This window comes from Bacillus sp. URHA0034 (assembly GCF_056280405.1).
This window is the reverse complement of record NZ_JBWCDK010000002.1, coordinates 5,369,982-5,395,435: the sequence shown is the minus strand read 5'-3', so window position 1 is coordinate 5,395,435 and position 25,454 is coordinate 5,369,982. Positions and strand designations below refer to the sequence as shown.

At 40.2% G+C, this 25,454-nt stretch carries 23 protein-coding genes; 5 read left to right on the top strand and 18 right to left on the bottom strand.

Features of this window, described 5'->3' with window-relative positions:
- Window positions 1-124 precede the first annotated feature (124 nt).
- Both madL and madM read left to right on the top strand, forming a co-directional pair.
- Window positions 125-535, top strand: coding sequence for a malonate transporter subunit MadL (gene madL / locus ACZ9EE_RS28195; protein WP_476031872.1), 411 nt, complete (start codon window positions 125-127; stop codon window positions 533-535).
- Window positions 516-1,280, top strand: a complete 765-nt coding sequence (gene madM, locus ACZ9EE_RS28190) for a malonate transporter subunit MadM (protein WP_476031871.1) — start codon at window positions 516-518, stop codon at window positions 1,278-1,280. Before madL ends, madM begins: the two co-directional genes overlap by 20 nt.
- Window positions 1,281-1,488: 208 nt before the next feature.
- On the opposite strand, the gene ACZ9EE_RS28185 is transcribed toward madM, so the two are convergent.
- A complete protein-coding gene (locus tag ACZ9EE_RS28185; protein ID WP_476031870.1) occupies window positions 1,489-2,412 on the bottom strand; it encodes an AEC family transporter in 924 nt (307 codons plus the stop codon).
- A gap of 286 nt (window positions 2,413-2,698) precedes the next feature.
- Here ACZ9EE_RS28185 and ACZ9EE_RS28180 point away from each other — a divergent pair, with 286 nt between their 5' ends.
- Window positions 2,699-3,655, top strand: coding sequence for an alpha/beta hydrolase (locus ACZ9EE_RS28180; protein WP_476031869.1), 957 nt, complete (start codon window positions 2,699-2,701; stop codon window positions 3,653-3,655).
- Between the two features lie 234 nt (window positions 3,656-3,889).
- Here the strand turns inward: ACZ9EE_RS28180 and ACZ9EE_RS28175 are convergent, their stop codons facing one another.
- The 7 genes from ACZ9EE_RS28175 to ACZ9EE_RS28145 form a co-directional block, all read right to left on the bottom strand.
- Window positions 3,890-5,266 (bottom strand): MFS transporter, encoded by a 1,377-nt coding sequence (locus tag ACZ9EE_RS28175; RefSeq protein WP_476031868.1) that lies wholly within the window; start codon window positions 5,264-5,266, stop codon window positions 3,890-3,892.
- 110 nt (window positions 5,267-5,376) lie between these two features.
- Window positions 5,377-6,279 carry a hydroxymethylglutaryl-CoA lyase gene (locus ACZ9EE_RS28170; protein ID WP_476031867.1) on the bottom strand — a complete coding sequence of 301 codons (903 nt, stop codon included), beginning with the start codon at window positions 6,277-6,279 and terminating at the stop codon, window positions 5,377-5,379.
- 137 nt (window positions 6,280-6,416) lie between these two features.
- Entirely contained in the window at window positions 6,417-7,544 is a 1,128-nt protein-coding gene (locus ACZ9EE_RS28165; protein ID WP_476031866.1) for a CaiB/BaiF CoA transferase family protein, read from the bottom strand.
- A gap of 20 nt (window positions 7,545-7,564) precedes the next feature.
- A complete protein-coding gene (locus ACZ9EE_RS28160; protein WP_476031865.1) occupies window positions 7,565-8,209 on the bottom strand; it encodes a GntR family transcriptional regulator in 645 nt (214 codons plus the stop codon).
- Window positions 8,210-8,609: 400 nt separating this feature from the next.
- On the bottom strand, window positions 8,610-10,940 hold the full coding sequence (locus tag ACZ9EE_RS28155; protein ID WP_476031864.1) for a beta-galactosidase: 2,331 nt from the start codon (window positions 10,938-10,940) through the stop codon (window positions 8,610-8,612).
- A 264-nt stretch (window positions 10,941-11,204) separates the two neighbouring features.
- On the bottom strand, window positions 11,205-12,122 hold the full coding sequence (locus ACZ9EE_RS28150; protein WP_476031863.1) for a sugar phosphate isomerase/epimerase family protein: 918 nt from the start codon (window positions 12,120-12,122) through the stop codon (window positions 11,205-11,207).
- A complete protein-coding gene (locus tag ACZ9EE_RS28145) occupies window positions 12,094-12,903 on the bottom strand; it encodes a phytanoyl-CoA dioxygenase family protein (RefSeq protein WP_476031862.1) in 810 nt (269 codons plus the stop codon). Before ACZ9EE_RS28145 ends, ACZ9EE_RS28150 begins: the two co-directional genes overlap by 29 nt.
- A 199-nt stretch (window positions 12,904-13,102) precedes the next feature.
- On the opposite strand from ACZ9EE_RS28145, the gene ACZ9EE_RS28140 reads away from it, so the two are divergent.
- Complete coding sequence (locus ACZ9EE_RS28140) at window positions 13,103-13,927, top strand: helix-turn-helix domain-containing protein (RefSeq protein ID WP_476031861.1); 825 nt, start codon at window positions 13,103-13,105, stop codon at window positions 13,925-13,927.
- Between the two features lie 85 nt (window positions 13,928-14,012).
- On the opposite strand, the gene ACZ9EE_RS28135 is transcribed toward ACZ9EE_RS28140, so the two are convergent.
- The 8 genes from ACZ9EE_RS28135 to ACZ9EE_RS28100 form a co-directional block, all read right to left on the bottom strand.
- On the bottom strand, window positions 14,013-14,870 hold the full coding sequence (locus tag ACZ9EE_RS28135; RefSeq protein ID WP_476031860.1) for an adenylyltransferase/cytidyltransferase family protein: 858 nt from the start codon (window positions 14,868-14,870) through the stop codon (window positions 14,013-14,015).
- Window positions 14,871-14,903: 33 nt separating this feature from the next.
- Window positions 14,904-15,368 carry a flavin reductase family protein gene (locus tag ACZ9EE_RS28130; RefSeq protein WP_476031859.1) on the bottom strand — a complete coding sequence of 155 codons (465 nt, stop codon included), beginning with the start codon at window positions 15,366-15,368 and terminating at the stop codon, window positions 14,904-14,906.
- A 90-nt stretch (window positions 15,369-15,458) separates the two neighbouring features.
- Window positions 15,459-16,280, bottom strand: coding sequence for an alpha/beta fold hydrolase (locus tag ACZ9EE_RS28125; protein ID WP_476031858.1), 822 nt, complete (start codon window positions 16,278-16,280; stop codon window positions 15,459-15,461).
- A gap of 152 nt (window positions 16,281-16,432) precedes the next feature.
- Entirely contained in the window at window positions 16,433-17,410 is a 978-nt protein-coding gene (locus ACZ9EE_RS28120) for a catechol 2,3-dioxygenase (protein WP_476031857.1), read from the bottom strand.
- Between the two features lie 24 nt (window positions 17,411-17,434).
- Complete coding sequence (locus tag ACZ9EE_RS28115; RefSeq protein ID WP_476031856.1) at window positions 17,435-18,637, bottom strand: acyl-CoA dehydrogenase family protein; 1,203 nt, start codon at window positions 18,635-18,637, stop codon at window positions 17,435-17,437.
- A gap of 223 nt (window positions 18,638-18,860) precedes the next feature.
- Window positions 18,861-20,693: a helix-turn-helix domain-containing protein gene (locus ACZ9EE_RS28110; protein WP_476031854.1), complete on the bottom strand. Its 1,833-nt coding sequence runs from the start codon at window positions 20,691-20,693 to the stop codon at window positions 18,861-18,863.
- Between the two features lie 326 nt (window positions 20,694-21,019).
- Window positions 21,020-21,316: a putative quinol monooxygenase gene (locus tag ACZ9EE_RS28105; protein WP_476033131.1), complete on the bottom strand. Its 297-nt coding sequence runs from the start codon at window positions 21,314-21,316 to the stop codon at window positions 21,020-21,022.
- Between the two features lie 31 nt (window positions 21,317-21,347).
- Window positions 21,348-21,986 (bottom strand): nitroreductase family protein, encoded by a 639-nt coding sequence (locus tag ACZ9EE_RS28100; RefSeq protein ID WP_476033129.1) that lies wholly within the window; start codon window positions 21,984-21,986, stop codon window positions 21,348-21,350.
- A gap of 223 nt (window positions 21,987-22,209) precedes the next feature.
- On the opposite strand from ACZ9EE_RS28100, the gene ACZ9EE_RS28095 reads away from it, so the two are divergent.
- Window positions 22,210-22,872 (top strand): TetR/AcrR family transcriptional regulator, encoded by a 663-nt coding sequence (locus tag ACZ9EE_RS28095; RefSeq protein ID WP_476031853.1) that lies wholly within the window; start codon window positions 22,210-22,212, stop codon window positions 22,870-22,872.
- A gap of 221 nt (window positions 22,873-23,093) precedes the next feature.
- Here ACZ9EE_RS28095 and ACZ9EE_RS28090 read toward each other — a convergent pair whose 3' ends face one another.
- The gene (locus tag ACZ9EE_RS28090; RefSeq protein ID WP_476031851.1) at window positions 23,094-23,687 is read right to left on the bottom strand and encodes a TetR/AcrR family transcriptional regulator; all 594 of its coding nucleotides are present in this window, start codon (window positions 23,685-23,687) and stop codon (window positions 23,094-23,096) included.
- A gap of 126 nt (window positions 23,688-23,813) precedes the next feature.
- The gene (locus ACZ9EE_RS28085) at window positions 23,814-25,439 is read right to left on the bottom strand and encodes an amidohydrolase (RefSeq protein ID WP_476031850.1); all 1,626 of its coding nucleotides are present in this window, start codon (window positions 25,437-25,439) and stop codon (window positions 23,814-23,816) included.
- Window positions 25,440-25,454 lie beyond the last annotated feature (15 nt).

Sequence of the window (25,454 nt, the reverse complement as noted above, 5' to 3'; positions counted from 1 at the left end):
TGATTCTCTGTTTTGCAAACGCTTTCCTTTGTTTCGATTTTCTTCTCAGTACAGACATACGTAAAATTGTTCTGTTCGCTTTTCGTTTTATGCTTAAAAGAAAAAATTGAAAAGGAGAAATTGCATGGTTATTTTTGGGGTCGCAATATTATCTATTTGCTTTTTATCCGGGGTGTTTTTTGGGGATCTTTTAGGACATCTTCTTGGAATTGACGCAAATGTCGGCGGTGTGGGTTTTGCTATGCTTATGCTGATACTACTTGTGGAGTACTTTAAAAAGAAAGATAAGCTTAACAAACAGACACAAGAAGGATTAGCTTTTTGGAGTGGAATGTATATTCCGATTGTTATTGCCATGTCAGCACAGCAAAATGTGGTTGCGGCCCTAGATGGAGGGTTTCTGGCTATTATAGCTGGAGTAGCTGTAGTACTGATTAGCTGGGCCGTTGTTCCTCTATTAAGCAAGGGTAACCAGGCAGAGATTCTTGAAATCGTTGTGAATGGAGGCGAACAGGATGTTAGAAATATTAGGTAATCTTCTGCAAAATAATGGGTTAATTGTTGCTTTTGCCATTGTTGGCTTAACTATGTATCTCTCTTATTTTATCTCTAACAAATTAACTAGAGGTCGCATCCATGGGTCTGCTATTGCCATTACCCTTGGTCTTGTCCTCGCTTACATCGGCGGAGTGGTTACCGGAGGAGAAAAAGGGTTATCAGACATTACCCTTTTTTCTGGAATTGGGCTAATGGGCGGCGGAATGCTCAGGGACTTTGCTATTGTTGCTACCGCCTTTGGGGCGAATTTTAGTGAAATAAAGAAGGCTGGTGTAAACGGTGTCTTATCCTTGTTTGTAGGCGTGGTTCTCTCTTTTGTCGTCGGTGTCATTATTGCACTTGCCTTTGGATACAGAGATGCTATTAGCTTAACGACCATTGGTGCCGGCACAGCTACATATATTGTAGGACCAGTAACAGGATCTGCTATTGGTGCAAGTTCTGAAGTTATCACCCTTAGCATCGCAGCAGGACTGGTAAAGTCGATCTTGACCATGATAGGTACACCATTTATTGCAAAATATATTGGATTAAATAACCCGCGTACTGCCATGGTATACGGCGGAATGATGGGCACAACGAGTGGAGTAGCAGGAGGATTAGCTGCAACAGATCCAAAACTAGTTCCTTATGGAGCGGTTACGGCTACTTTTTATACTGGCCTAGGCTGCTTACTTGCCCCATCTGTTCTATTTTTACTGACAAAGGCAATATTCGCATAATAGTACGTTTATCCTTCATAAAACTATGTACTCTTAGAGCAGTCTTTTAGTAAAGAGACGCTCGTCAGAAAACTGACTATAAAAAGAAAGTTTCTAAGCAATCTTGGTATATCTGTACTCTACGGGACTAAGATTGCTTATTTTTTTGTAATAATATTTCAAGGAAAATATCCACCTTTAAAATCAATAGTAAAAACAATTTCCTTTATCACTTTATAGCTGCAATTAGAAACGGCAAAATAATAAAAGAGACAAGTGTTGTCCAGAGTATACACCTAGATACAATATTGGGTGATGCATTAAATTTTTCCGCGAGAATGCCGGCATTTACGGCTACTGGCATACAAGCTAAAACAAAAAGAACCGATTGCAATATGCCTTTTATGTGCAAAATTGATAAACAAACTAAAGCAACCGCAGGAGAAACCAACAAACGAACGGTCATCCCAGTCCAAAAGGCTCTTTGAGATTTCCATTCAAACTTAGTGGTTTTTACACTTACAATTTGTGCCCCTAATATAGCCATGACTACTGGGGAGTATGCATCTGCAACCATGGAAACGCCTTTCGCCACTCCGCTAGGTAAGGAAAGATGGAAACCGCGAAGGACAAGTGCCAGCATCGCAGCATATATAGCTGGAAGTGAAAATACCGATCGCACCGCGTTTTTTATTGAAAATTGCGAGCGTGCCGCAAAATAAACCCCGATTGTATTGACAATGACCATTTGAATGACAACATAAACAGATGCCTTTTCAAGCCCTAATTTCCCGAACGCAAGTAAAACAAGAGGTAGCCCATAGTTGACACTATTTGTAAAGGATGACACCAATACCAGAGCTGCCTTTTCATTCGCAGGAAAATGAAGAGGCTTACTTAAACTGGTGGCGATAGCCCAAAGCATAACTAGATTAAGCAAGGAAAACGCGAGGGTATGAAAAATATCACTATGAGAAACATGCGCATTCATTAATGTATCTAATATCATGGCTGGGCTTAGATAATATAATGTAAGAGTTAATAATGGCTTGGTGTCTAGCCGTGCCCATCGGCCAAGGATGGCACCAGCACTAACCGGTATCATAAGAGGAATCATCACTTGAAAAAGGGTCGCAATCACAGTTTTAATCAAAAAAAACATCCTCTCTACTCATTTAAGACATTCTCATGCTACCATTTTGAAAAAGGGAATGTCCATCCTATAATTCGTCTCAGTTATTCTCAAATAATATTTGATTTGATAGAAAAAAAACAGTTTAATAGATAGGTAATGCTCCTTTTTCTCGCACTAATATTCAGAATATTTCGTTGACTATTAAAACAACTTCACCCTATAATTTAATTGTGATGATTTTATCACAATTAAACTATCTAGAATACACTTCATTTTTGAAAACGAATACAAAAGGAGTGTTAAAATGAAAGAACGTGTAAATCCAGAGTTATTAGCTGGTTTAGAAATGTTTCAAGGCCTCGATTTACGACCAGAGTTTTTAACAGCAATCAGGGAAGGCGCAGCTCAAATGAGACCACCTGCCATTGTTGATGATTCCCTCTCATTAACAAATGAAATCATAGTTGGACCTGATGCTAATCCATTACCGTTAAGAATTTATCGTCCAAAATCAATGAATGAATCCTTACCTGCCCTGTTATGGATACATGGTGGCGGTTATATCTTAGGTTCAATTGATGATAATGATGATCTTTGTATGAGGTTTGTAAAAGAAGCCAACTGTGTGGTCATTTCGGTAGACTACCGTTTAGCTCCCGAACATCCTTATCCAGCCCCAATTGAGGATTGTTATGCCGCATTAAAATGGATTGCTGATCATGCAGAAGCATTAAACATTGATTCGAATCGGATAGGTGTGGCAGGCGCGAGCGCTGGCGGTGGACTAACAGCAGCAATAACTTTATTAGCCCGCGATCGGCGGTACCCCTCCCTTTGTTTCCAAATGCCGCTCTATCCAATGATCGATGACCAAAATAATACATCTTCAACGAATGAAATTAAACAAGGATTTGTTTGGAATCAAAAGACAAACGAAGCTGGATGGAAAATGTATTTAGGAGAATTATATAAAACGAATCATATTCCTGCCTATGCTGCCCCTGCCCGAGCAGAGGATTATAGTAATTTGCCATACACCTATACATGTGTCGGTCAATTAGACCCATTCCGAGATGAAACATTAACCTATGTAACTAAGCTTGCACAAGCCGGTGTTGATGTCGAATTTCATTTATATCCTGGGGCCTATCATGGGTTCGAATCAATCAATCCAAATGCCGACATATCCGTTCGTGCTATGACTGAATATATACAAGCCGTTAAGAAGGGATTCGAAAGAGTCGCAAAGGTAAAGGCCTAAACTTTTTAGCTTTCAAAGCCCTAATCTATCTGTCTATGATTTTAAATAAAATTAGGAACATATTAAAAGAAGACCTTCAACTTTTTATTGAGGTCTTCCTTTTTATATTAGACATAAAAGGACTATCATTTCAAATCGCTAGAAAGCATACTGTTTCCATTTTCCCTTATCCGTTAAATGGAACTTTTTGAATATTAATAATTACGAATTTAGGAAAGTTTCAATTTCAACTTTTTACGCTTTCTTTTCTCTTGACATTGTAAGCTGTTCGGAAATCTCCAACATATCCAACGGCTTCCCGGTTGTACTAGGGGCAAGTAATGCCACGTCCAATATAACAATTAACATGGCAGCCGCAACAACTGTAAACATCATGGACGCTCCGCTATGCTGCAATACTGGCAATAGGATAAATGGCATTAATCCACTCATTAATCGGCTTATGCTATAGGCACCACCGGAAGCAGCTGCACGAACAGGCGTTGGGAATATTTCAACCTGGAGTGTATGATACGCATTTGAAAAAATATTGCTGACAATGGTATAGATGAATCCAGCTATAATAATAAGTGAAGGGGAATTTGCCATACCAAACATAAGACCGAATACCCCCATACAAAAGGCACCTGAAACAACAAGCCATTTTCGATCGATTCGTTCCATTAACGGTACCGAAAGCAATGAACCCAATGGATAGCCGATAAAGGATAAAGCAACATATTCAAGCGAATGAGTAATGGTATACCCCTTTGAAGCAAGCACAACTGGGGCTAGTGTTCCAAATCCATAGTAGCCGATCGTTTGGAAAATTTGGAATATATAAATCATTAATGTTCCTTTTAATAACGGTTTCTTAAAAATATCAGCAAACGGTACTTTTTCTTGCTTAATTATATGGGAACTTGCTAGAACAGCCTCTTGAGCCTTAACGCCAGCACCTTCTGCGAAATCTCTATATATCCTTTCCGCCTCTTCTGTGCGTCCAATTGAAGCTAACCAAAGAGGGGACTCAGGTAAATTTCGGGCATACATAAATACAACAAATGCACCAACTGCTCCGATGACAAATATCCATCTCCAGCCATCCACTCCAAGGGGAGAAAGCGGAACTAACCAACGAGCAAGCATTCCTTCGATCGGTACAGCAAGAAATGAAAGCGTATAGGCTAAGGCGATGTATTTCCCCCTTTTAACGGCAGGGATAATTTCACTTAAATAAGTATCACAAAGAGCAGGCTGTGATCCAAGCCCTAAGCCGGCTATAAACCTAAACAAGATGACAAGCGCTACGTTAGGACTAAATGCTATCAATAATGAGGCAACCGAATAAACGGTTAAATTCACGATAAAAACCTTTTTTCTTCCAAACTTATCAGCCATACCACTCAAGAAAATAGCCCCGAAGAACATTCCTAAGAAACTGGAACCAAGTAAAAGTGGCATTAATCCTGCCTCTATATGGAATTTCTCTTGTAAAACACTAGATAATACGCTCGCTAAAAACAACTCAAAAAAATCAAAAAATAATCCGATGCCAATTATGGTTGTAGCCTTTTTATGGACTTTTCCAATCGGAAGATTATTCATACGTTCCCCAATTAATGTAGACATGCTAGTTCTCCCCTCCAAATTTCCATCCATTAAATAAATGAAATAGTTAAGTATAAATCTCCCAAAAACCCCTGTTCTGTCTTTCGGGATCAGTTATTGTGTTTCTCTATTTAGTTTTGGCAAGCTTTTACTTTGTGAAGATGACCCTTCAATTCCCGATTCGTAAATGGTTTCAGTAATTCCATGCAAGCTAAAAGCTGCTCGAAATCAATTCCCGTATCAATTCCCATTTCATGCATCATGAAAACAATATCCTCTGTTGCCACATTACCAGCTGCACCAGGGGCAAATGGGCATCCGCCAAGACCGCCGATGGAAGCATCAAATCGAGTGACCCCCGCTTCTAATGCAGCCTTAACATTTGCCATTGCCATGCCATAGGTATCATGAAAATGAGCAGAAATAGAGGCCTTTGTTTTTAATGAAATGGCAGCTTGAAATACATCCAGAACCTGCTTTGGATTCGCTCTGCCAATGGTGTCGGCCAGAACAATTTCATCTACCCCTAGCATTTCTGCCTCCTCAACCATTTTGAGAACCAAGCCAGTATCTATTCTTCCTTCAAATGGGCACCAAAAAGCAGTTGCGATATTATACCGTATAAAAATATCATTTGTTTTTGCTTTTTCGATGACCGGAGTGAAATTTAAAATAGATTGCTCCCGACTCATTTTTACATTTTTTAAATTAAAGCTGTCACTCGCCCCTACTACAAGTGATAATGCATTAACACCGCTTTCAATTGCACGGTCATACCCCTTAGCATTTGGAATCAGCGCCATATATTGAACGTAAGAGCTTTTTTCTATCCCGTTTAGCACTTCCTTTGCGTCCTTCATTTGTGGCACATATTTCGGATGGACGAAAGAAACAGCTTCCATACGTTTAATTCCTGTTTTACTAAGTGCGTTGATTAGCTCTATTTTCTTTTCAGTCGGAATAAAATTAGCTTCATTCTGAATCCCATCCCTGGGTCCGACTTCTATTATCTCCACTTTATCCGGAAGATTCATAAGACATCACCTCTTCTAAATTAAGAACTTCCATGCTTCATAATTGGATTGGATAGTTTTTCTCTTAAATAACCCCTTTTGCTTTTAAATCCTTTATTTGCTCTTCAGTCAGGAAGAGTTTCGTGCCCAAAACATCCTCAGTGTGGTGCCCCAAATTTGGGTCCTGCCCACTCGATTTCACCAGGTGTTTCACTCATCTTAGGCACAATCCCGGGCATCTTCAACATTCCAAGACCATCAACGGCTACTTCTTGAATCATTTTCCTGGATTGATAATGCGGGTCATTTACTATATCCTCCACAGAATAAATGGACCCCGCCGGGACCCCGGCTTTATCTAAACATTCCTTTACCACCTCGAATGGCAGACTTTTAGTCCATTCTTCGATAAGATCGTCTAAGAATTCAGCATGTTCAGATCGTTTGGCATTGTTTTCAAAACGCGGATCCTCGGCAATGTCCTCTCGCCCCATTGCATACATAAGCCTTTTAAAAATCGCATCTCCATTCGCACCGATTACCATAAACTTCCCATCTGCACAAACATAGGTATTCGATGGTGTAATTCCCGGAAGCATACTTCCCGATCTTTCCCGAATCATTCCTGCTCGGTCATATTCGGGGAGAACGCTTTCCATTAAACTAAACACCGATTCATAAAGGGCAACGTCAATTACCTGTCCTTCACCTGTACCATGCACATCCCGATAATAAACAGCCATTAATGCACCTATCACTGCATAAAGTGACGATAAGGAGTCTCCAATACTTATACCTACTCGTACCGGCGGTTGATCTGGATATCCCGTGAGATAGCGAAGACCTCCCATCGCTTCCCCGATCGATCCAAAACCCGGTTTATCTTTGTAAGGACCATCCTGACCATATCCGGACACCCGAATCATAACCAGACCTGGGTTGATTTTTTTTAATTCCTCGTATCCGAGACCCCACTTTTCCAATGTTCCCGGGCGAAAGTTCTCTATTAAAATATCAATTTCTTTTATCAGGCCGCGAATCAACTCCTGTCCTTCATGGTGCTTCAGGTCAATTGTAATGGACTTTTTATTTCTGGATTGAACATACCACCAAAGACTTGTGCCGTTTTCCACAACCCGCCATGTTCGGATTGGATCCCCCTTACCTGGAGGTTCAACTTTTATAACCTCAGCGCCAAATTCAGCTAATAATCTAGAGGCAAATGGACCTGCAATTAGCTGTCCCATTTCAAGCACTTTTAAACCTTCTAATGCTTTTTTTCCCATTTGTGTTCATCTCCTATAAACTAAAGCAGATTCTTCTTATAAAGTGATACTAGTGCCAATAAATCATGCTCAATGTGTTCTTGCATTTCTTTTCCGGCTTTATCCCCATTCCGTTGTTTAAGCGCTGAAAGGATACGAGTATGCTCTTCGATAAGACTCTCATCTCGCATTCCCCCTTTAACACCACTGTTCCTGAAATAGGTAACTTTATCGCGAATCATATTTGTTAATGAAATCAGCTGGCGATTTCCGGATGACTCCAGGATAATCTCATGAAATTGAATACTCAATTCCACTACATGGTTTTTATCCTGTTTTAACCATGCTGTTTTGGTTTCTTCAACGATGTTTTCAAGCATTTCTAGTTTTGAAGATTCAATATTTTGAGCAGCTAATTTAGCTGCAAGCGATTCCATTTGCTGCCGGACTTGATAAATCTCAATCATATCGGATAATGAAGGATTGAACACATGGATTGCGTTCCCTTTTTGTACAAGCAATTCATCTTGAATAAGCATTTTTAAAGCTTCGCGCACCGGACCGCGACTGACTCCGAATTCTTCTGCAAGTTTCACCTCTACTAATCGTTGACCAAGAGAATAATAGCCTTCCAATAAGCGCTTTTTTAATAATTGATAGATTTGGGCATTTAGTGTCTCTTTCACAATCGATAACAATGACAGCACCCTACTTTCTGAACCGAATTTTGAAAACGCTTGCTGTGTTTATAATGCTAAGACAATTTAAGTTGACTGTCAACTGTTAACATTCAGTATTTTTTGTATTTTCTAATTTTAATAATATCATCCGTTTTTGCGAAATGTTAAAATATAACTTAGTTCACATAATAACATTATGTAAACTGTAGTGATCATTCTATATGAATTTAACAGAAATAAATAAGCAACGCATCTCGACTGCGTTGCTTTAGGTCAATCTTGCACTGCTTTTTTCTGTAGTTTTAAAGAACACAACAAGTGAGGACTTGTAAGGAATGAAAGCTCAAAGAAAGCTTTTTTCTTGGATCTATATTTTATCTATTATCTGGATGTTCCCTTTAAATCGTTACATCTTTATTTCAAATTCACGAATAGCTGTAGCCTTGATTGATTGAATTTCAGCCATTTGTTTGTTTATCACCTCAGCTCTTGCTGCCATTGGTGAATCACTCTTGACAAAGCTCCCCTCCTTTAATGGGGAGATATAAAGATACATTCCTTTTGCTAACAGGTCTTGTTTATGCTGTTGCAGGCCGATTTCCCATGTATCATGATTACAAAAATTATCATGAATTAACTCTCCATCGATAAACGCATATCCAATATCCCCTACATATTCAATTTGAAGAAGAAGTTCTTTTACATTGTCAAAAGCCTCGGGCTGAAACTGAATCACAGCTTTATTTTGGTTGACCATTTTAACCTCTAGGCCTGTATGACTTAAACTAATGGTTTTCTTATATTCCTTAAAGAAGCCATGGTTCCGATTATAAACCTCCTCTCCAGCTATTTTTAACGTACCATTAAAGCCTGGGAATGATTTGATTTCAACAGTCTCTAAACCTTTACTTTCCAGTCTTATTTTCTCTTCTTCTACAAGCAAGGTTGCATTCGTAATAAAAACCTGTTCTTTTCCTCTATATGTAAACTTCCAAAAGTTTAAGCTTTGTTCATTTGTCAACGTACAAACATGCAGCCTCCTACCTGATTTCAACATGATATCGATCAGACTAGTTTCCTCATTACTTACTTGTATCAAGGTATTTTCATTAGAAATGATGTTCCCATTATCGACACTTACCTCTTGGATATCATCACTTTCAAAATAATACTCACCCTTCATTCCTTTTGGAGTAAAGAAGAAAAAGTATGTTTCACCATCATGCTCCAAGCTTGTTAGTAATTGTGTCGTAGAACATATAAGATTTAGTCCTTTTAAATCTAAGTTAAATGGAAGGATACAGCACTCATCCTTCGCTAACGACATATTACCAGTTTTAGGAAGACGTATCTCTTCATTCTCAAGGTTAACTGTGATGGCAAAGTCTTTTTGGTCCTTTGTTTCAACATGATCCTGATAATTATTAATAAAAACAAAACCAGAGTTTCTATGTGCTCTTACAGCAAACCTCAATGTATCAATATCATACGGATCCATATCTTTTGTATCATAGGGAAGGACGGTTTTAGTTTTGCAAAAGCTTTCCTCCACTGTTTTATAAAAATAGTGTTGCCGCTTTAATCTCTTATATGACTCTCTGATTTGTCCAAACTCTCCAATTGGAGCTTGATAGTCGTATGATAGTTTAGGAGTAGCATTCTCATTCAAGAAAGGTGTTTTTTTCCCCTTGGGATTTGAACCACCATGGAAAACATAGTAGCCTACAAAGTTACATCCACCGGCCACTTTCATTTCTGCCATTGCATCGACACTTTCATATGGTAACTTGAATCTATATTTATAGAAAACGGTCATCCCTCCACCCATTTCACAGCAAGCAAATGGGAGACTCTCAGGACAATAAGCAGGAGTAAACCCGTAGTTTTTTTGTTGATTATTATGATAATCTCTAAAAATAAATTCGGGTGTAGCAGGGTGCTCTTTCACATCTCCATAAAAAATCCATGGCCAAAACGCGTAGCCTCCCCACAATGGGAGTACTTCTTCAACAGGTGCTGCTGCACCTCCCCAGCCAGTACTCGTATAGATTGGAATTTGAATTCCAGCTTGGATAGCTAACTCCTTTAGTTTGATAATATGTACATTGCCACTTCTGCCTGCGGGTACCCACTCATTCCCAGTTCCATTTGTTATTTCCCACGGTGCACCTGCATGTTCATACTCATTCTCAATCTGAGTTCCGATGATAGGGCCGCCCTCTTTAAAGAGGAATCCTTGAACCTGCTTGCCAATTTCTTGATAAAACCTGTTCACATATGTCATATACTCTTGATCATTTGAACGAAGATCAAAAGGCCTTCCGAAGAGCCAATCAGGAATTCCACCATTTCTTGCCTCACCATGGGCAAACGGACCGATTCTCAAAATGACGCCCATCCCATGCTTTCCGCAAAGCCCGACAAATCTTCTAAGGTTTTTATTAGCTTCCCAATCAAATATTCCTTGCACCTCTTCATGATGGTTCCAAAAAATATAGGTTGGGATCATATTAATACCACCCATTTTCATTTTGATGATTTCATCTTCCCATTTATCACAGTTATATCTACTGAAATGGAATTCACCGCTTATACCGAAAAAAGGCCGGCCATTTTTCTCCATATAATAGTTTGTAAAGCTATAATTTTCTCCTGCTAGATTGGATCCACCAAGGTTTGTTTCAAGTGGGTATATCTCTTTTTGTGCATTTTTCACGTCAATACTATATGCTCTCATGAAACCATTTCCCCCTTAATGAGTGATTTACCGATGACTAAGAAGTTGGCATACCCGTTTTCCTCGGCAACAAACTGTTCCTGCGCCTTATGGCTTAAAATATAAGTCTATCAACGCACCCTTAAAATTGGTGCATGGTGTTTTCTCACTTTAGTGTGCCGCGGTAAATTTATGATTCTAATCCGAAAAAGCCCTTGACTTACAAGGACTTTTCCAATTGGCCAATAGGTTGTAAAACCTGAATATGAACCTGCTCTTTTTTGGTTAAACCCGTTCCCATAGGGAGCGAGCGATCCTTGCAAACAGCAGTGATTGCGTCCAGCGATCGCTCACCTCGGACTGCACGTCGCCCTTGCCGCACACCGTGATTGCATAAGGTGGCGGCCCCAGCTCGCAGACAAATGGCAGCACCTCGTTTTCCTTTGCGGCTTGACGCCAGCTGCGCATCCCACTTAACCACCAACGTTGAAAATGCTTCAACATCGGGTGTTCGAACCCGCGGTCAGCGGCACCCTGACCATCCACGCTTCCAAACATGGGGATATCGATCTGCACCTGCTCCCCGTTCGATACGCGCGCGTGTATGCTCTTCGTCCGGGCGAGCAGCGTCTGGAGCAGCTCTTCTGCCTCGTCCGACACCGTATGCATTTCCCCTGCCACGACATAATGTGAGAAGTCGATCGTCAGCTCAAGCTCTGGCAAGGCTTCAGCATACTCTACCGTGCGCAGCAAATCCTGTGTGATCGTGCCGCGGTGCGTTTCGATATACGCCGGGATGCCCACAGATCGCGACACTTCCGCCATGTCATCAAGCAGTTGCACCGCTCGCTCTCCGACTAGAAACGGTCTTATCACCTGTACGTTGACGAAATCGACCCTTCCGAACGATTTTGCCTTGCAAAGAAACACGTCCAGCTCCTCCGCCGTTTTCGGATACGCGTTTACGCTGTATGAAAGGTTGTATTGATCCAGCAGCTGAGAAAAGCGTTCGGCCTCCCTGCCCTCCGGCAGCATACCGTTAATACCGTCGTAGCCCGCTTCGGCGATGCGCCGTACCTTCTCCTCCATGCTCCATTCCACACCAGTTCCGTTTTGAACACCCAGCCCGTTCATCCCCCACCAGGACATTAGCACCTCGAGCCGCGGCTCACGCTTAGTGGATATACGGTGAATCGTATTCAACGCCGCACGGACCTCCATCCGGATTGCTCTCTATTTCCACCGGGGTGCCGTCAGCCCGGAACAGAGGACGATAATATGTGGAAATGCGTGTAGCCGAGCTGTTGGCATAGTGGCATATGAACGAGCGGCGGAAACGATCCTTTGTCTTATTGCGGTACGAGCCGTGAATCAGATTCCCATTGAAAAAAAGCACATCGCCCCTCTCCATCACTGCCGGAACTGCCTTCTGATCCTTCGGCGGCTTCACGTAGTGTGTAGTGAACGATTCCTTAGAATCGGACACATCAGGACATACGATATCATAGGCACTCGTCTTTGGCACAACTAACAGCCCGCCGTTCTCCTCATCCGCCGAATCTATTGCCGTCCAAGCAGCGATACAGTTGCCCGGCTCTACCTTTAAGTAAAAGTTATCCTGATGAAGCGCCTGTCCCCGTGCGCCCGGAGGCTTGTAATAGAACATGCTTTGAGCCGCCAACGGTTCTTCCTCATACAAATCAGCAAGCACATTCATTACCGGTTGATGCAGCATATACCGCTTGGCTGTTTTATTAAACCGGTGCGGATGCATGACCCTTGGAAAACGCTTTAGCGGATCGGTCGTTTCCTCTTGCAAATCCGGCTCAAAATGCCCCGGGATCACCTGATGGCTGATGTCTTCAAAGGTTCTGTCAATTTCCGCCAGTTGCTCCTCCGAAAACAATCCTTTAACTAGCAAATATCCCTCCGTTTCAAACTGTCGCTTTTGTTCATCCGTTAATACTCGAAGTTTATACACCATGTTTTTACCCTCCCCTATTTCTACTGCAAGTGATATTTAGCACATCTTCATTTTACAGTTAGAGTAACCATTAGAAGAAGGATGGATTTTGCTAACAATGCATACGATTCTGCTATTTCTCCACAAATGCACTTGTGTGCAGCCATCAGTTAAGCTAAACTATCCTTGAAAAAGTACTATTTAGAAAAGGAGGATGACAATGGAACTGGATCGTCCCTCCAACTATGACGGATTGGCCTACAGCATGGTGATCGCCGGGCATTTCCATGAAAGCGACACCTATTCTACCGTACGTCCGGACGGCATGAGTGACTGGCTTATCACGTACACACTAGACGGTGAAGGTTATTTCGAGGCAGACGGCTGCGAGAAGCGCGCAAGGACCGGAGACGTAACACTGTTGAAGCCGGGAACACCCCATCGTTATGGCACGCCTAAAGGAAAAAGCTGGCATTTCGTTTGGGCCCATTTTACTGGCGGCTTCATGGACGCGAGTCTACTGCCGCTCGACGCACTAACCATCCGGCAGGTTGAGCAGCAAGCGGTAAGGGAGCGAATTTACCAAGCTTTCCTACGGATTCTGTCTGACTCCCGGGAACGAGGCGCTTTTTGGCACGAGCTGTGCTTAAGTGCACTGCGGGAGGTCCTGATGCTGCTCGCAAAACAGCAAACCAGCGGGTTTGATCCGCGGATTGAAGAAACGCTATTTTTGCTGGCACAGCGGATGCAGGAGACGGTTCGAGTCGAGGATTTGGCCCGCAGCGTCGGGCTATCAGCATCGAGACTATCTCATCTATTTAAAGAAAACACCGGCGAATCCATTGTAGAGGCACTTAACCGTATGCGAATTAAGCAGGCTGCCTTGCTTCTTTCCCATACGAATCGGAATGCAACGGAAGCAGCCCATGACGTAGGCTTTCAAAATTACAACCACTTTACTCGGCAATTTCGCAAATATATAGGGCTCACTCCAAGCGAATTCAGCCAAGGAGTCCAGTCCAAAAAGAAACAGCGCCCTAATTAGATGTTTTCCAGGGAACAAACGTGCCTCGCTTGTCGAACCTGACCGGCTTACGGAACAGGAATTATTTCCTATGGATCTATTACATTCAGAATTTATAACCAAACAAATACGGGAAGAAAAAAGTATCAGTTTCTTCTCTCGTTTGAATCTTTTCAGCCCTTATCCGCCGATTCCAGACGATGGTCAAGTTTCCTTCGAACCATGATGGAATCTGATGGATACTAGTAAGTATGACGTGTTCCTCGTTTACAACCACTTCCGTCTGCAAAGATATCCTGTTATTTTTCAAGGTTACATCATAACGTCCAGGTGCAGGGAGTGTATAGTCCGAGTATGGTGTTAAAACCGATCCAGCGCATTCGCATTTTAATTCGTAGGAGTGCCCGATGAGATTGGGCAGTTCCTCGACATTTCCTGCTAACAGTTGTTGTCTGATACGAGTCGAACTAATTTTTTTCCCTTTGTACTCCACCTTGTCGACCGTAGTTACATCAATCCGATCTCCGGAATCTTGTTTCAATGTTTCCATATTCCCTGCACCGCGGCTGCCATACGAAAAATCATATCCCGCAACTACATGAATAACACCCAGACCGATCAAGTATTCCTTAACAAATGCTTGAGGTGACAAACCCGCAAACTCTCTATCGAACTCCACAAGATAAAAAGTATCAACACCTAATTCACAAAGCTTTTTTTCTTTTTCGGACTGCGGCATTAAATAGTGAAAACACGCCTTCCCCCCGATGACCGTTTTCGGGTGAGGAAAGAAACTCATTACTGAAAGAGACAGTCTTCTTTCCTTTGCTTTATTCAATGCGGATTGAATCACTTTTACATGTCCATGATGGAGACCGTCAAAACATCCAAGTGCCATAACATTTGAGCTTGCCCTTTCCTGATAAGCAGCTAAATTCTCCTTATTTAAATAGATCGTTTCCATCCAGTCTCCTTTCATGTTCCAAAATGAAGGCAGCTATACTTCTGCCAATGCACGATATTTACCGTTGAAGAAAACAAGCGGTTCCTTCTCTTCAAGGTGAATATCGGTTACTTTCCCTATAAACAAAGTATGATCTCCTTCCACATGCACCATGGATACTTCACAAGCCACCTGTGCACACGCTCCTTCTAACACGGGTTTACCATCTAACCGATCAAAAACAACTTCACGAGGTTCCTTGATTTGTCCCGCAAAAATCATTGATAGCTCTTGTTGATCTGCAGCCAAAATATTCACCGTAAAGATCTTGCTTCCCTTGATTTTATTTAATATTTTCGCCCTTTCACCAATTGAAATGACCACGAGCTTTGGATCAAGGGATACAGACATGAAGGCATTCGCCGTCATACCATGTACATCGCCATCATGTTCTGTGGTAATCACGGTTACCCCTGTTGCGAATTTTCCCATTGCCGTTCGAAATTGACGATTATCCACTCTATGAACCTCCCAAAATTATTTTAATATTAGTAGGAATCTTGGTATTAAAAAGCCTCCATCACGCCAAGGGCTTAGCTTTATAATAGGTCATTTTTTAATAAATCTTAAAATATTATCCACGAACGGCTCGGTTTTTTCGATTTGTGTCCAATGCCCACACTCATTAAATACATGTAGTTCTGCATGCGGCAGCAATTCAATCAGACGATAGCTTGTGGCTTCAATGGGAATAACCTTATCATTTAAGCCATGGAATAATAGTGTTTGTACATTAATGCTTTGAATTTGTTCATCGGTTAACGCCATTTCGTCCAGTTTTTCTTGGCGAGGCGCGGGGAACATCGCCGAAAAGGCCTCTTTCCCCTCTGGATCCATACTAGCTTCATAGCGAAGACGGACTAATTCTTCATTTTTCGCCGCTTTTTCATCGTACGAAAATAATTCAATTAATTCTCGCATGGATTGCAAACTAGGCTCGTAACCCCAAACTCGTTCTAACCCTTCTGAAATTTGGTGCTTGATGCCAACACTACCCATTAAAATTAATTTTTTCACAAAGTCCGGCCTTTGATAGGCAACATGGAGAGCTAATGCACCGCCCATTGAGTTGCCGACTAAATAAACAGGCCCATCCGACACGGATTCAATAAAGCTAATTAAATGTTGTACCCACAATTCAACGGTATATTGATGATTGGGGAGTTTATCCGTTTTACCAAAACCGATAATATCTGGTGCAAATACATGATAGGATTCACTTAAACGCGGGATAATTAAGCGCCAGTTTGCGAAGGCAGATACACCTGGTCCTGACCCATGTATTAAAATAATTTTATCTGCTCCTCTCCCTTCCTCATGATAGTGTGTGTTAATCCCATTAACATCCATATATTTTGAGATAATCGTCATAACGCATTGCTCCTTTCATCTATTAAAAAAGAGATAGAGGAAACTAGTGAAAGGTTCCTCTCGCTTTTATCCATCCATTGTGAACTTGTCCGTTAGGGGGAAGTCCATGTTTCCCGCTTTCTAGAAGCTCACCTTTAACGATTCACCATCGTTTATTTTAGTGGTGCAACTGCCTTTTTCCGCACTGGTGTTCCATATTCAAAGAACTCTTGTGGTAAATTAGAGCCGTACCAAATAATCGCATGCTCTAAATCTTTCCCTTTCCATTCAACCGTTTTCCAGTCTGGGTCAAAAATTTGATACCCCGTGTCACCGAATAATTCAACACGATTGCCTCCTGGCTCAATCACATATAGGAAGTAAGCCTGAGAGACACCGTGCTTGCCAGGGCCTGCTTCAATTTTAAAGCCGTGCTCTACCAATAATTCACTTACATCCATTAAATGTTGAGGATACCCGTACCAGTAACAAATATGATGCAATCTTCCCTTTTCAGCTAACGCGTCTCCCATGATTGCCACTTCATGTACTAATGAGTTTGAACTTAACCATGCTGCTACATCTGTATTTTCATCATTTAGAATGCGTTCGCGCACTTTAAAGCCAAGTGCATTTTCTAAAAACTCAACATTTTTGTTTGTTTCGGCCGCCAGTACATTAACATGGTCTAAGCGGCGGACTGGTACTCCGCGACGTGGACGTTTTTGCGGACGATTCAGAAGTGGTGTTGCTTGTTCTTTATTCGGTTTGAAATAGTCAACCTCCCAAAGAATTTCCATTTTATGACCATCTGGCGTTGTAAATTGATAAGCTGGTCCATGGCCGACATCGCCATCAATCCATCCCATTCCATAACCGCTCGCTGCAATCTCTCGGACACGACGCTCTAGAGCTTTTGGTGAAGTGGCCCGCCATGCCACATGCCCAAGGCCAGCTTCTTCATTTTTGGTAATGATCAGTGTATGATGATAAAAATCCTCGTAAGCACGCATATAAACAGAATCACCTTGTCGGTGCGATTCTTCCATCCCTAAAATCTCTTTAAAAAACCAAACAGACTCTTCTACTTTAGGACTATAAATTTCAATATGTGCCAGATGTGCCACATCAAAAATAGGTTCTTTCATCATTTCACATTCCCTCCAAAGTTTTATTTACCAGATTGGGTTTCCTTTAAAGCCAAAGATTGACTTGCCGTATGAGCCAAGTGCATCTTCGTAATGGTGCGTCGGATGAGAAGCGGCTGTCATGATGTCACGTACAAACAATTCGGTAGGCTGCCCTTTAAATACGGAATTTCCACCTAATGTAAGTAAAATACGGAGCGCCATCTCAGAAGTCATTTTTGATATATGACCACGGATCCCGAACAATCTTTCACGCTCTTCTTCATCCAATGTACGAATGCGATTTTGTTGGTAATACGTTAACCTTTCAACGTAATCATTTGCTAAGCCTTTTAAAGCACTTAATTGTATTTTTAATTCCGCCAGTACGCGTTGACTGCTAGCTGCTTCTTTTTCATTTGAATTATGGTTAAAAATACGAATCCGGTTCTCTGTTTTTTCTTGGAAAATATCAATCAATCGTTCAATGCCGCCGATTTGAATAAATTGGAAGCCCATTAAGAACCATGGGATATAGGGTACATTGAAAATTTGATAGTCAGGCTCAAAATTTCCATCTACTGGGCCTGCACCGTTAATAACACGGGTTGCATGGAAAATTCGATTCGGCAATATGTAAACGTTATCAACTTTCACCGCGTTACTTCCTGAGCCGCGTAAGCCCATTGCATCCCAGTTATGGACGATTTCCGCATCCTTTTTATTTACAATAAATAAACAATATTCCGGCTCTGTTCCATCCTTTAGCTTGGTGATTGCGCCTAGTCCTATCCAATCACTCCAAAGCACGCCACTACAGAAGTTCCACTGCCCTGAAAGGCGGTAGCCTTCGCCATCCTCTGTTACTTTCCCGACAGGGGCAAATACATCTGCCATTAAGCCGCCATGTCCATACAATTCATCACGGCTTTCTTTTGGTAGAAACGCCACCCAGGTTTCGTGAATAACAAAGAAATAGCTTATCCATGCAGCGGCGATACTATGATTCGCGATTGTGCGGATAATTTCACCAAAAGTAAAGTAATCTAAATCTTGGCCGCCATATTCCTTTGGCCGTAAAAGTTTATGAAAACCAGCTTCTTTTATTTTTTCAATTACTTCATCTGGGAGCTTTGAATCTTGATCTGCCTTTAAAGCGTATTTTTCAGCTAATAAACCAACCTCTTTTGCCCTCAATAGAAGTTCTTCTTTGTTGGGAGTCTTTTTCACTTCTAAAAGATTAACTGCCATATTCCTTCCTCCTTTAAAGTAAACGTTTTCAAATTCCGCAAAGCAGCTGCTGTTGAATTGAATTATAATAGTTAGAATATTTTAAATATACCTACTGAAGATATTGAATTTAGCTTATTTTTAAAACGTTTCCTACTAAATACTATTTTTATATATTTAATTGGATTGCATAAACTACGAAAAAGCCTTGTCCATCAACACGTGAATGGGCAAGGCCTTATCGTTAAATCTCTATTTTTCCTTTTGCTTTTAATATATTGATTGCTAAATAAAGTGTGAAGGCATATTGTGTGTCATTCAGATCATGGCTTAAAATCTCACTAATTTTGGCCAGTCGATAACGTAAACCGCTAATCGACATTGATAATTCCTTCGCAGTGTGCTGTATACTACTTCCGTTATCTATATAGGCATATAACGTTCTAATTAACTCAAATTCCTCACTATCTACTGCTAACAACCTGCCAATATGTTGATTCACAAAACGATCAATCAACACATCATCCTGTAGTTGAAATAAAACGCTTTCAATACCCAGTTCTTCAAAGTAATAGACGTTTTTACGATTGTTTGTTGCACGTAATGCTGCCAAAGTTTCCTTGTATAGCGTGACAGTTTGTGAAAACTCCTGGATGACAGAACTAACACCGACAGAGATTCTATCCTGTGGGAAACGCCTTGAACAATGCTTTAACAATTGTTCAATAAACGTAGACGGTGATACATGTAAACTTTCAAAAGTTGGATACTCCATTAAAATAATAATTTTGTTAAGTTTTTGTGAAACGATTGAATTGATATTGCGCTCATTTAAAAATACATGAATATGACGAATCAATTCTTCATTAAACGTTATTTCATGTTCTATGTTTGATTCCTTTACGAATCGTTCAAACGTTAGCATCCAATAGGTTGAGGACGGATTAAAATCTAAATAATAAGCGATTTTATACATTTCTTCCTTTGCTAAACGACCTTCCAAGATATCATTTAAAAAACTTCGTTTAATCGTTTGCTCGGTATTAATTTTTATACTTTCATTCAATAAGATAAGCGAAGACGTCATGGCCGCCTTTTCAATAATCATATAATCAAGCTCGCCAGGCTGATTCTCTCCTGTATAAACAAAAGAACAATAGCCTTTAATTTGCTGTTCATAATAAATGGGGGTGCGTAACAATGAAAGTTTATCTGAATAACGTACAACTGTCGTGTTCGAATCTCTTAATGTATGTAAATTAAGCTGACCCGGAAGTTCTCCTGATTTTACAATTATTTTTTTATATTCATCCTCAATAAACACGGTTAAACCAGTCGCTTCAAATAAAATATCAACCACTTTTTGTAACCCTTGGTTTGAAAGTAGTTCCTCAATTAATTGTCGGTGGATATCGCTCGCTTTACTTAAATGGTCCCGCTCCATTTTTAATTTCGCAGTTATTTCATCGAGTTCTTTGATCATGCTATTAGCTTGATAATAACTTAAGTCACTCGTGATTTCTTCTCCCCATTTTTCGATTGGCATGCAAATGCATCTGCATTGCTCGTGCCCCATTGCACGGCATTCGACTTCCTTCACAAGGATAGGCTGTTGCAGCACTTTTGACAGGTAACCGCTTGCATATCCGCACAATGTGTGACAAACAGGCTCTTCACTCAAACCTTTGGCTTTTAAATATTGAGATGCCTCAAACGTATTAATCCAGAGCACTTCTATAAAATTGCATTTCTTTTGCTCATCCAATCTCATTTGCAAAATTTCCACTTTATCTAAGTAACCATGCAACTTGTGAAATTTAGGACCTGCATTTACTAAATCCATCTCGTCGTCCCATTGTAACGACATGGCTTTTTCCGCATCACTCACCCCACAATGCCAGCCATATCGAATAAACACGCCCCTTGTTCGTTCATCGCCAATGACGGTACTGAGCTCATTTTTCAAATTTGTTCTTGCTTCAATAGGGATTGTAATCATTCGTTCATAAAATTCATTCAAAACGGTTTCTTGAGGTAATTCAAAAGCATTGTTAATATGCATTTGTTTAAGACTCATTTTTTACTCAACCCCTTAGTCAGTACTAAATAAGACAATGAACAGATAACGTTCCACGATGAAAATTATATTCTTTCACTTTCAAATATATTTAGTTTTGCACTCTATGCTACCATCATTTACAGGTACAATTTTTATTCTAACATATCTTTCTGAAAACTTAGATATTATTAAATATAATCTAAGCAAAAAAGACTAAACGGCCTTAGTCCCATAGAATACAGGGCTAACGCCGCTTAGTGTCTTTTATTTATTTTCGCAGTCTACTTGACGGAGGGCACTTCACTTTCAGGACTTCCTCTTTTTCTCATTATATTATTAACAATTTATAATTTTAATGGCTGACCCTCAAATGCTTTAACCTCTAATGGTGCAGCTAAGAAATCTTTTGCTTTAGCTACGAACTTGGTGAAGTGATTGCTAGAATTATGACTAGCAACAGCTTGCATATCCTGCCAAACCTCCACCATCATAAATACATGATCATTTTCTACATCTTTTTGAAGACGATAAGAAATATTTCCGTTCTCTTCTCTTGATGCGGCAATAAGCGGCTGGATTTCCTCTAGAAACAGGCTCTCCTTCGCTGGGTTAATTTGGAATGTAGCATGAATGATTATCATTACACCTGTATCCTCTCTTGTATATTTTTCATTACTTCCATTGTGCGACTTGGTCAATTGGGAGACGTACAGATGGGTGCCCGTTATCAGCTGCTTTTCCAAGAGAGATCAACATAACCGGAATATAACGGTCCTTATCCAATCCAAAAGCCTCAGCAATTTGGTCTTTTTCATATCCTCCAATTGGATTTGTATCATATCCATAAGCACGGGCAGCAAGCATTAACTGCATTGAAACAAGACCTCCATCTACTAAAACAACCTCTTTCATCTCTTCACGTGAAATAGCTTCAAAGTAGCTAGAAAAGGATGCCTGAATTCGCTCCTTTACCTCTAAAGGCATAAATCCCTTTTCTACAGCTGCCCCGTAGATTTCTTCGAATTTCTCAAAATTATTCAAATCACCAAAAACCGCAATAACAGCTGATGATGTTTCAACCTGGGTCTGATTGAACCGAGCTAGAGGGGCAAGTTTTGCTTTTGCCTCAGGGCTTTCGATCACAAGAAAACGCCATGGCTGCATATTTACGGAAGAAGGAGCACGTGTTGCGAAGGTAAGAATTTCTGCCATTTCTTCGCGGCTAATTTTTACGGACGGATCGTAATTTTTTATGGAACGGCGTTCTGTTACAATTTTATTAAAATCATTCGTTACTGTTGCTGTTGTCATCGTGGTCATTCTTATATTCTCCTCTTTTCCCATTGAGCTATTCTAATGTTAGTAAAAAACACTATCCATTTTAGACAAAATCAATATAAAATGTCTAAAATGTTAACTGTATATAAACATACTCCACTTTCTGTTAGTTGTAAACTAGGAAGAATTGGAATATCAAGATCTTCATTCACTCTATTGGATTATGATATAATTTCGTGATAAAGGAAGTGGTACTTTGAGAAAATTCGCACCTGATGAAAGACAGATGATGAGAAAAATCCATGTAAAAAAATTGATCCACCTTGTTCGTATTCAGGGATTCCTTGCCCTTACCATTCAAGATATCGCCCACACGATGAATTTGAGCCGGGCTACCTTATATAATTATTTTTCTTCGAAGGAAGACATCATCATGGAGCTGACGAATCTCTGTATTGATTATATAAATGAAGCGGGTCAAACCATTACCAACGAAGAGTTATCGTATCCACTTCGTCTTCAAAAAGTGTTTGAACAGGCTGTTTTCTCAGCTGTATATGCTTCAGATATTTATTTGCATGACCTAAAAAAAAGCTGCCTCCATCTTTATGAAAAAAAGAGGCAATCAAGAAAAGAACAATTGTCCATTATTCATACTTTTTATCAAAAGGGCATGGAAGCAGAAGTGTTTAACGAATTGAATGCCTCAATCCTCATTATTCAGGATGAAACGGTACTAGGGAAATTAGTGAATACTTCCTTCTTAATGGAAGAGGATTTGTCCTTGAAACAGGCGCTGTTCGATTACTATTTGGCGAAGAAAACCCAGGTCCTTACGCCTGCATACCTGCAAAACACAGAGGATGAGGATGTCCATGCCATGGTGGAGTCTATCCTGAATAAACTAGCAGCCATCTAACTACTGTAAAAAAAAGGGCTGTCCGATAAGCCCCTTTGATGATCTAATAGCCCACAGATCCTTAAAATGGAGGGTGCACCCTTTGGTGGAGATCCCCTCCTTATCGCCAGCCATCTTGCATCATATTTTTATCAAAATAAAAAGTAGCTTGGGGACTTCCCATGCTACTTTGCATTCGATACACTAATGAATTGCTTTCCGGCTTACCCGGGATGATTTCCTTAAAAGCTTTTAATTTCATTTTTAAAACCAAACCAAAAATTGTTCCAGATGTTTATTATCCTTGGTTTCATTTTTTCAACACCATAATAAGATAATTCAATAAAAATCCCGTCAAGTAAACAATAATATGACACGATAAAATCATCAATGTTTCCCTTACGGATTTCTCCGTTTTCCATGCCTTTATTGATAATTGTTCTTAAAATAGCAGACATCGCATCTTCTGCGGCCATAAACTGTTCATGCAATTGTTCCTTTAAGTTCTCTGGGGAGAAGAAAACTGATCTTTTTAGAAAAGTAGATTGCTCCTCAAAATCAATATAAAATTGAAACGTTAAGTCTAGTATTTGAAAGAGCTGCACTTTTGCATTTAAACCCTTTATATCTTCTATTAATTTTTCTACTTTTTGTTCATGCAGCCATAAAATATTCTCATAAATGGTAAGGAAGATTTCATCTTTACTTTTAAAATGATTATAAATAGAAGGTTTTTTTATACCAACTGCCTTTGCAATTTCAGTCAAACTGGTTCCTTCATATCCATTTTTTGAAAAAAGCGTTAGGGCTGCCGCAATAATCTTATCTCTGGTCATATTTGTCCTCCGAAACTAACTCTAGTTGTCTAAATTATAAACTGGAAATAGTAGATAATCTAAGAAAATACCTTATTGAAACCAAAAAGTCCTGTTTTCTTTACAAAAACAAATCTTTTTCATTTTTTAATTCGTTTTGACAAAATCCGGATGATTCGAAAAAACAATTTCTCCATCACAAATTGTCATTTGAACAGAGGTTTGGATGATTTCTTTTAAAGAAATATCAAAAAGATTTCGGTCTAATACAACAAGATCAGCAAGCTTCCCTTCTTCAATTGTCCCAAGTTCATGCTCTCGGAATGTCCCAAACGCTGGACCGTAAGTATAAGCCTTAAGCGCATCAGCAAGTGAAATTCTTTCCTGCGGATTCCATACATCCCTTCCACTGCTATCGATTCTGGTAATTGCACGATATATTTGTATCAAAGGATTCAACGAATCAATGGGGAAATCTGTCCCAAATGTTAATTTTGCTCCAGCATTTTTTAAAGAACGGATGGCAAACACATATCTTTCACGTTCCAAACCAATTCGTTCTGTATATGTTCCCCTTTCTGACAAGGCAAAGTGATTGGGTTGCATTGAGGCAATGACTTCTAACTCACCAAAACGTGGAATATCTTCTGGGTGAATTACTTCAATGTGTTCAATGGCATGCCGGGAATCTCTTTTTCCATTGATATTTCGCGCAGCCTCATAGGAATCAAGTGCTAAACGGACTGCAGCATCTCCAATCGCATGAAACCGAATGCTAAACCCATGCTGATCGGCTTCCGCCACCCATTGTTTAATTTCTACAGCTGAATGAGCAGGCATTCCGTTCGTTTCAGGCTTATCTGTATATGGCTCCAGCAGGTATGCAGTTCTGCTAGTTACCACACCGTCAATAAATTGCTTTAGTCCTGAAACACATAATTTATCCGATTGATATTTTTTTCGTAAGTTTACAGCTTCCTCAATATCACCATCAAGAGCTGGAAATAGGTGCATCCGTACGATGAGTTCTCCTTCTTCCTCAAATTCTTGGAAAATCTCAAAATCATCCAATTTACTAAGCGTTTCGGTACCATATAAATTGTTAACCGAGGTCACACCGAATTTAGCTGCCTCATTTAAAAAGGCTTTAAATAGTTCTCTTTTTTTCTGTTTTGAAAAATCATACGCATATTTTGTAATAAGTGATGTGGCCTCCTCAATTAAGATCCCTGTAGGCTCACCATTCTCATCCTTCTCAATTATGCCATTAGGGGGATTAGGGGTTTGACTGTCTATATTAGCCATTTTTAATGCTTTGGTATTTACCCAAGAATAATGTCCCTCTGCATGAAATAATACAACGGGCCGATCAGAAATTGCATGGTCTAAAGAGTAGCGGCTCGGAAACTTTTTGTCTTCCCAATAGCTCGAATCCCACATAAATCCAATAATCCATTCTGCTTCCTCATGCGTTTCCGCATACTGCTGGACCATTTCAACAGCTTGTCTTTCGGATCGGGCTTCAAAAAGATTTAAGCTTTCAAGTGAAAGTCCGCCCATCATCGCATGAACATGAAAGTCGTGAAAACCCGGAATAATTAATTGATCACCATAGTGATGGACTAACGTTTTTTCACCAATGAACGATTCAATTTCATCAAGTGGGGCGACAGCTATGATTCGATTGCCTGAAATTGCGATGGCCGCTGGCTTTGGTCCATCCTCAAGTCCAGTAAAAACCGCCTCACTTGAAAGAATAATATCTGCTTTCATATATATCTCTCCTAT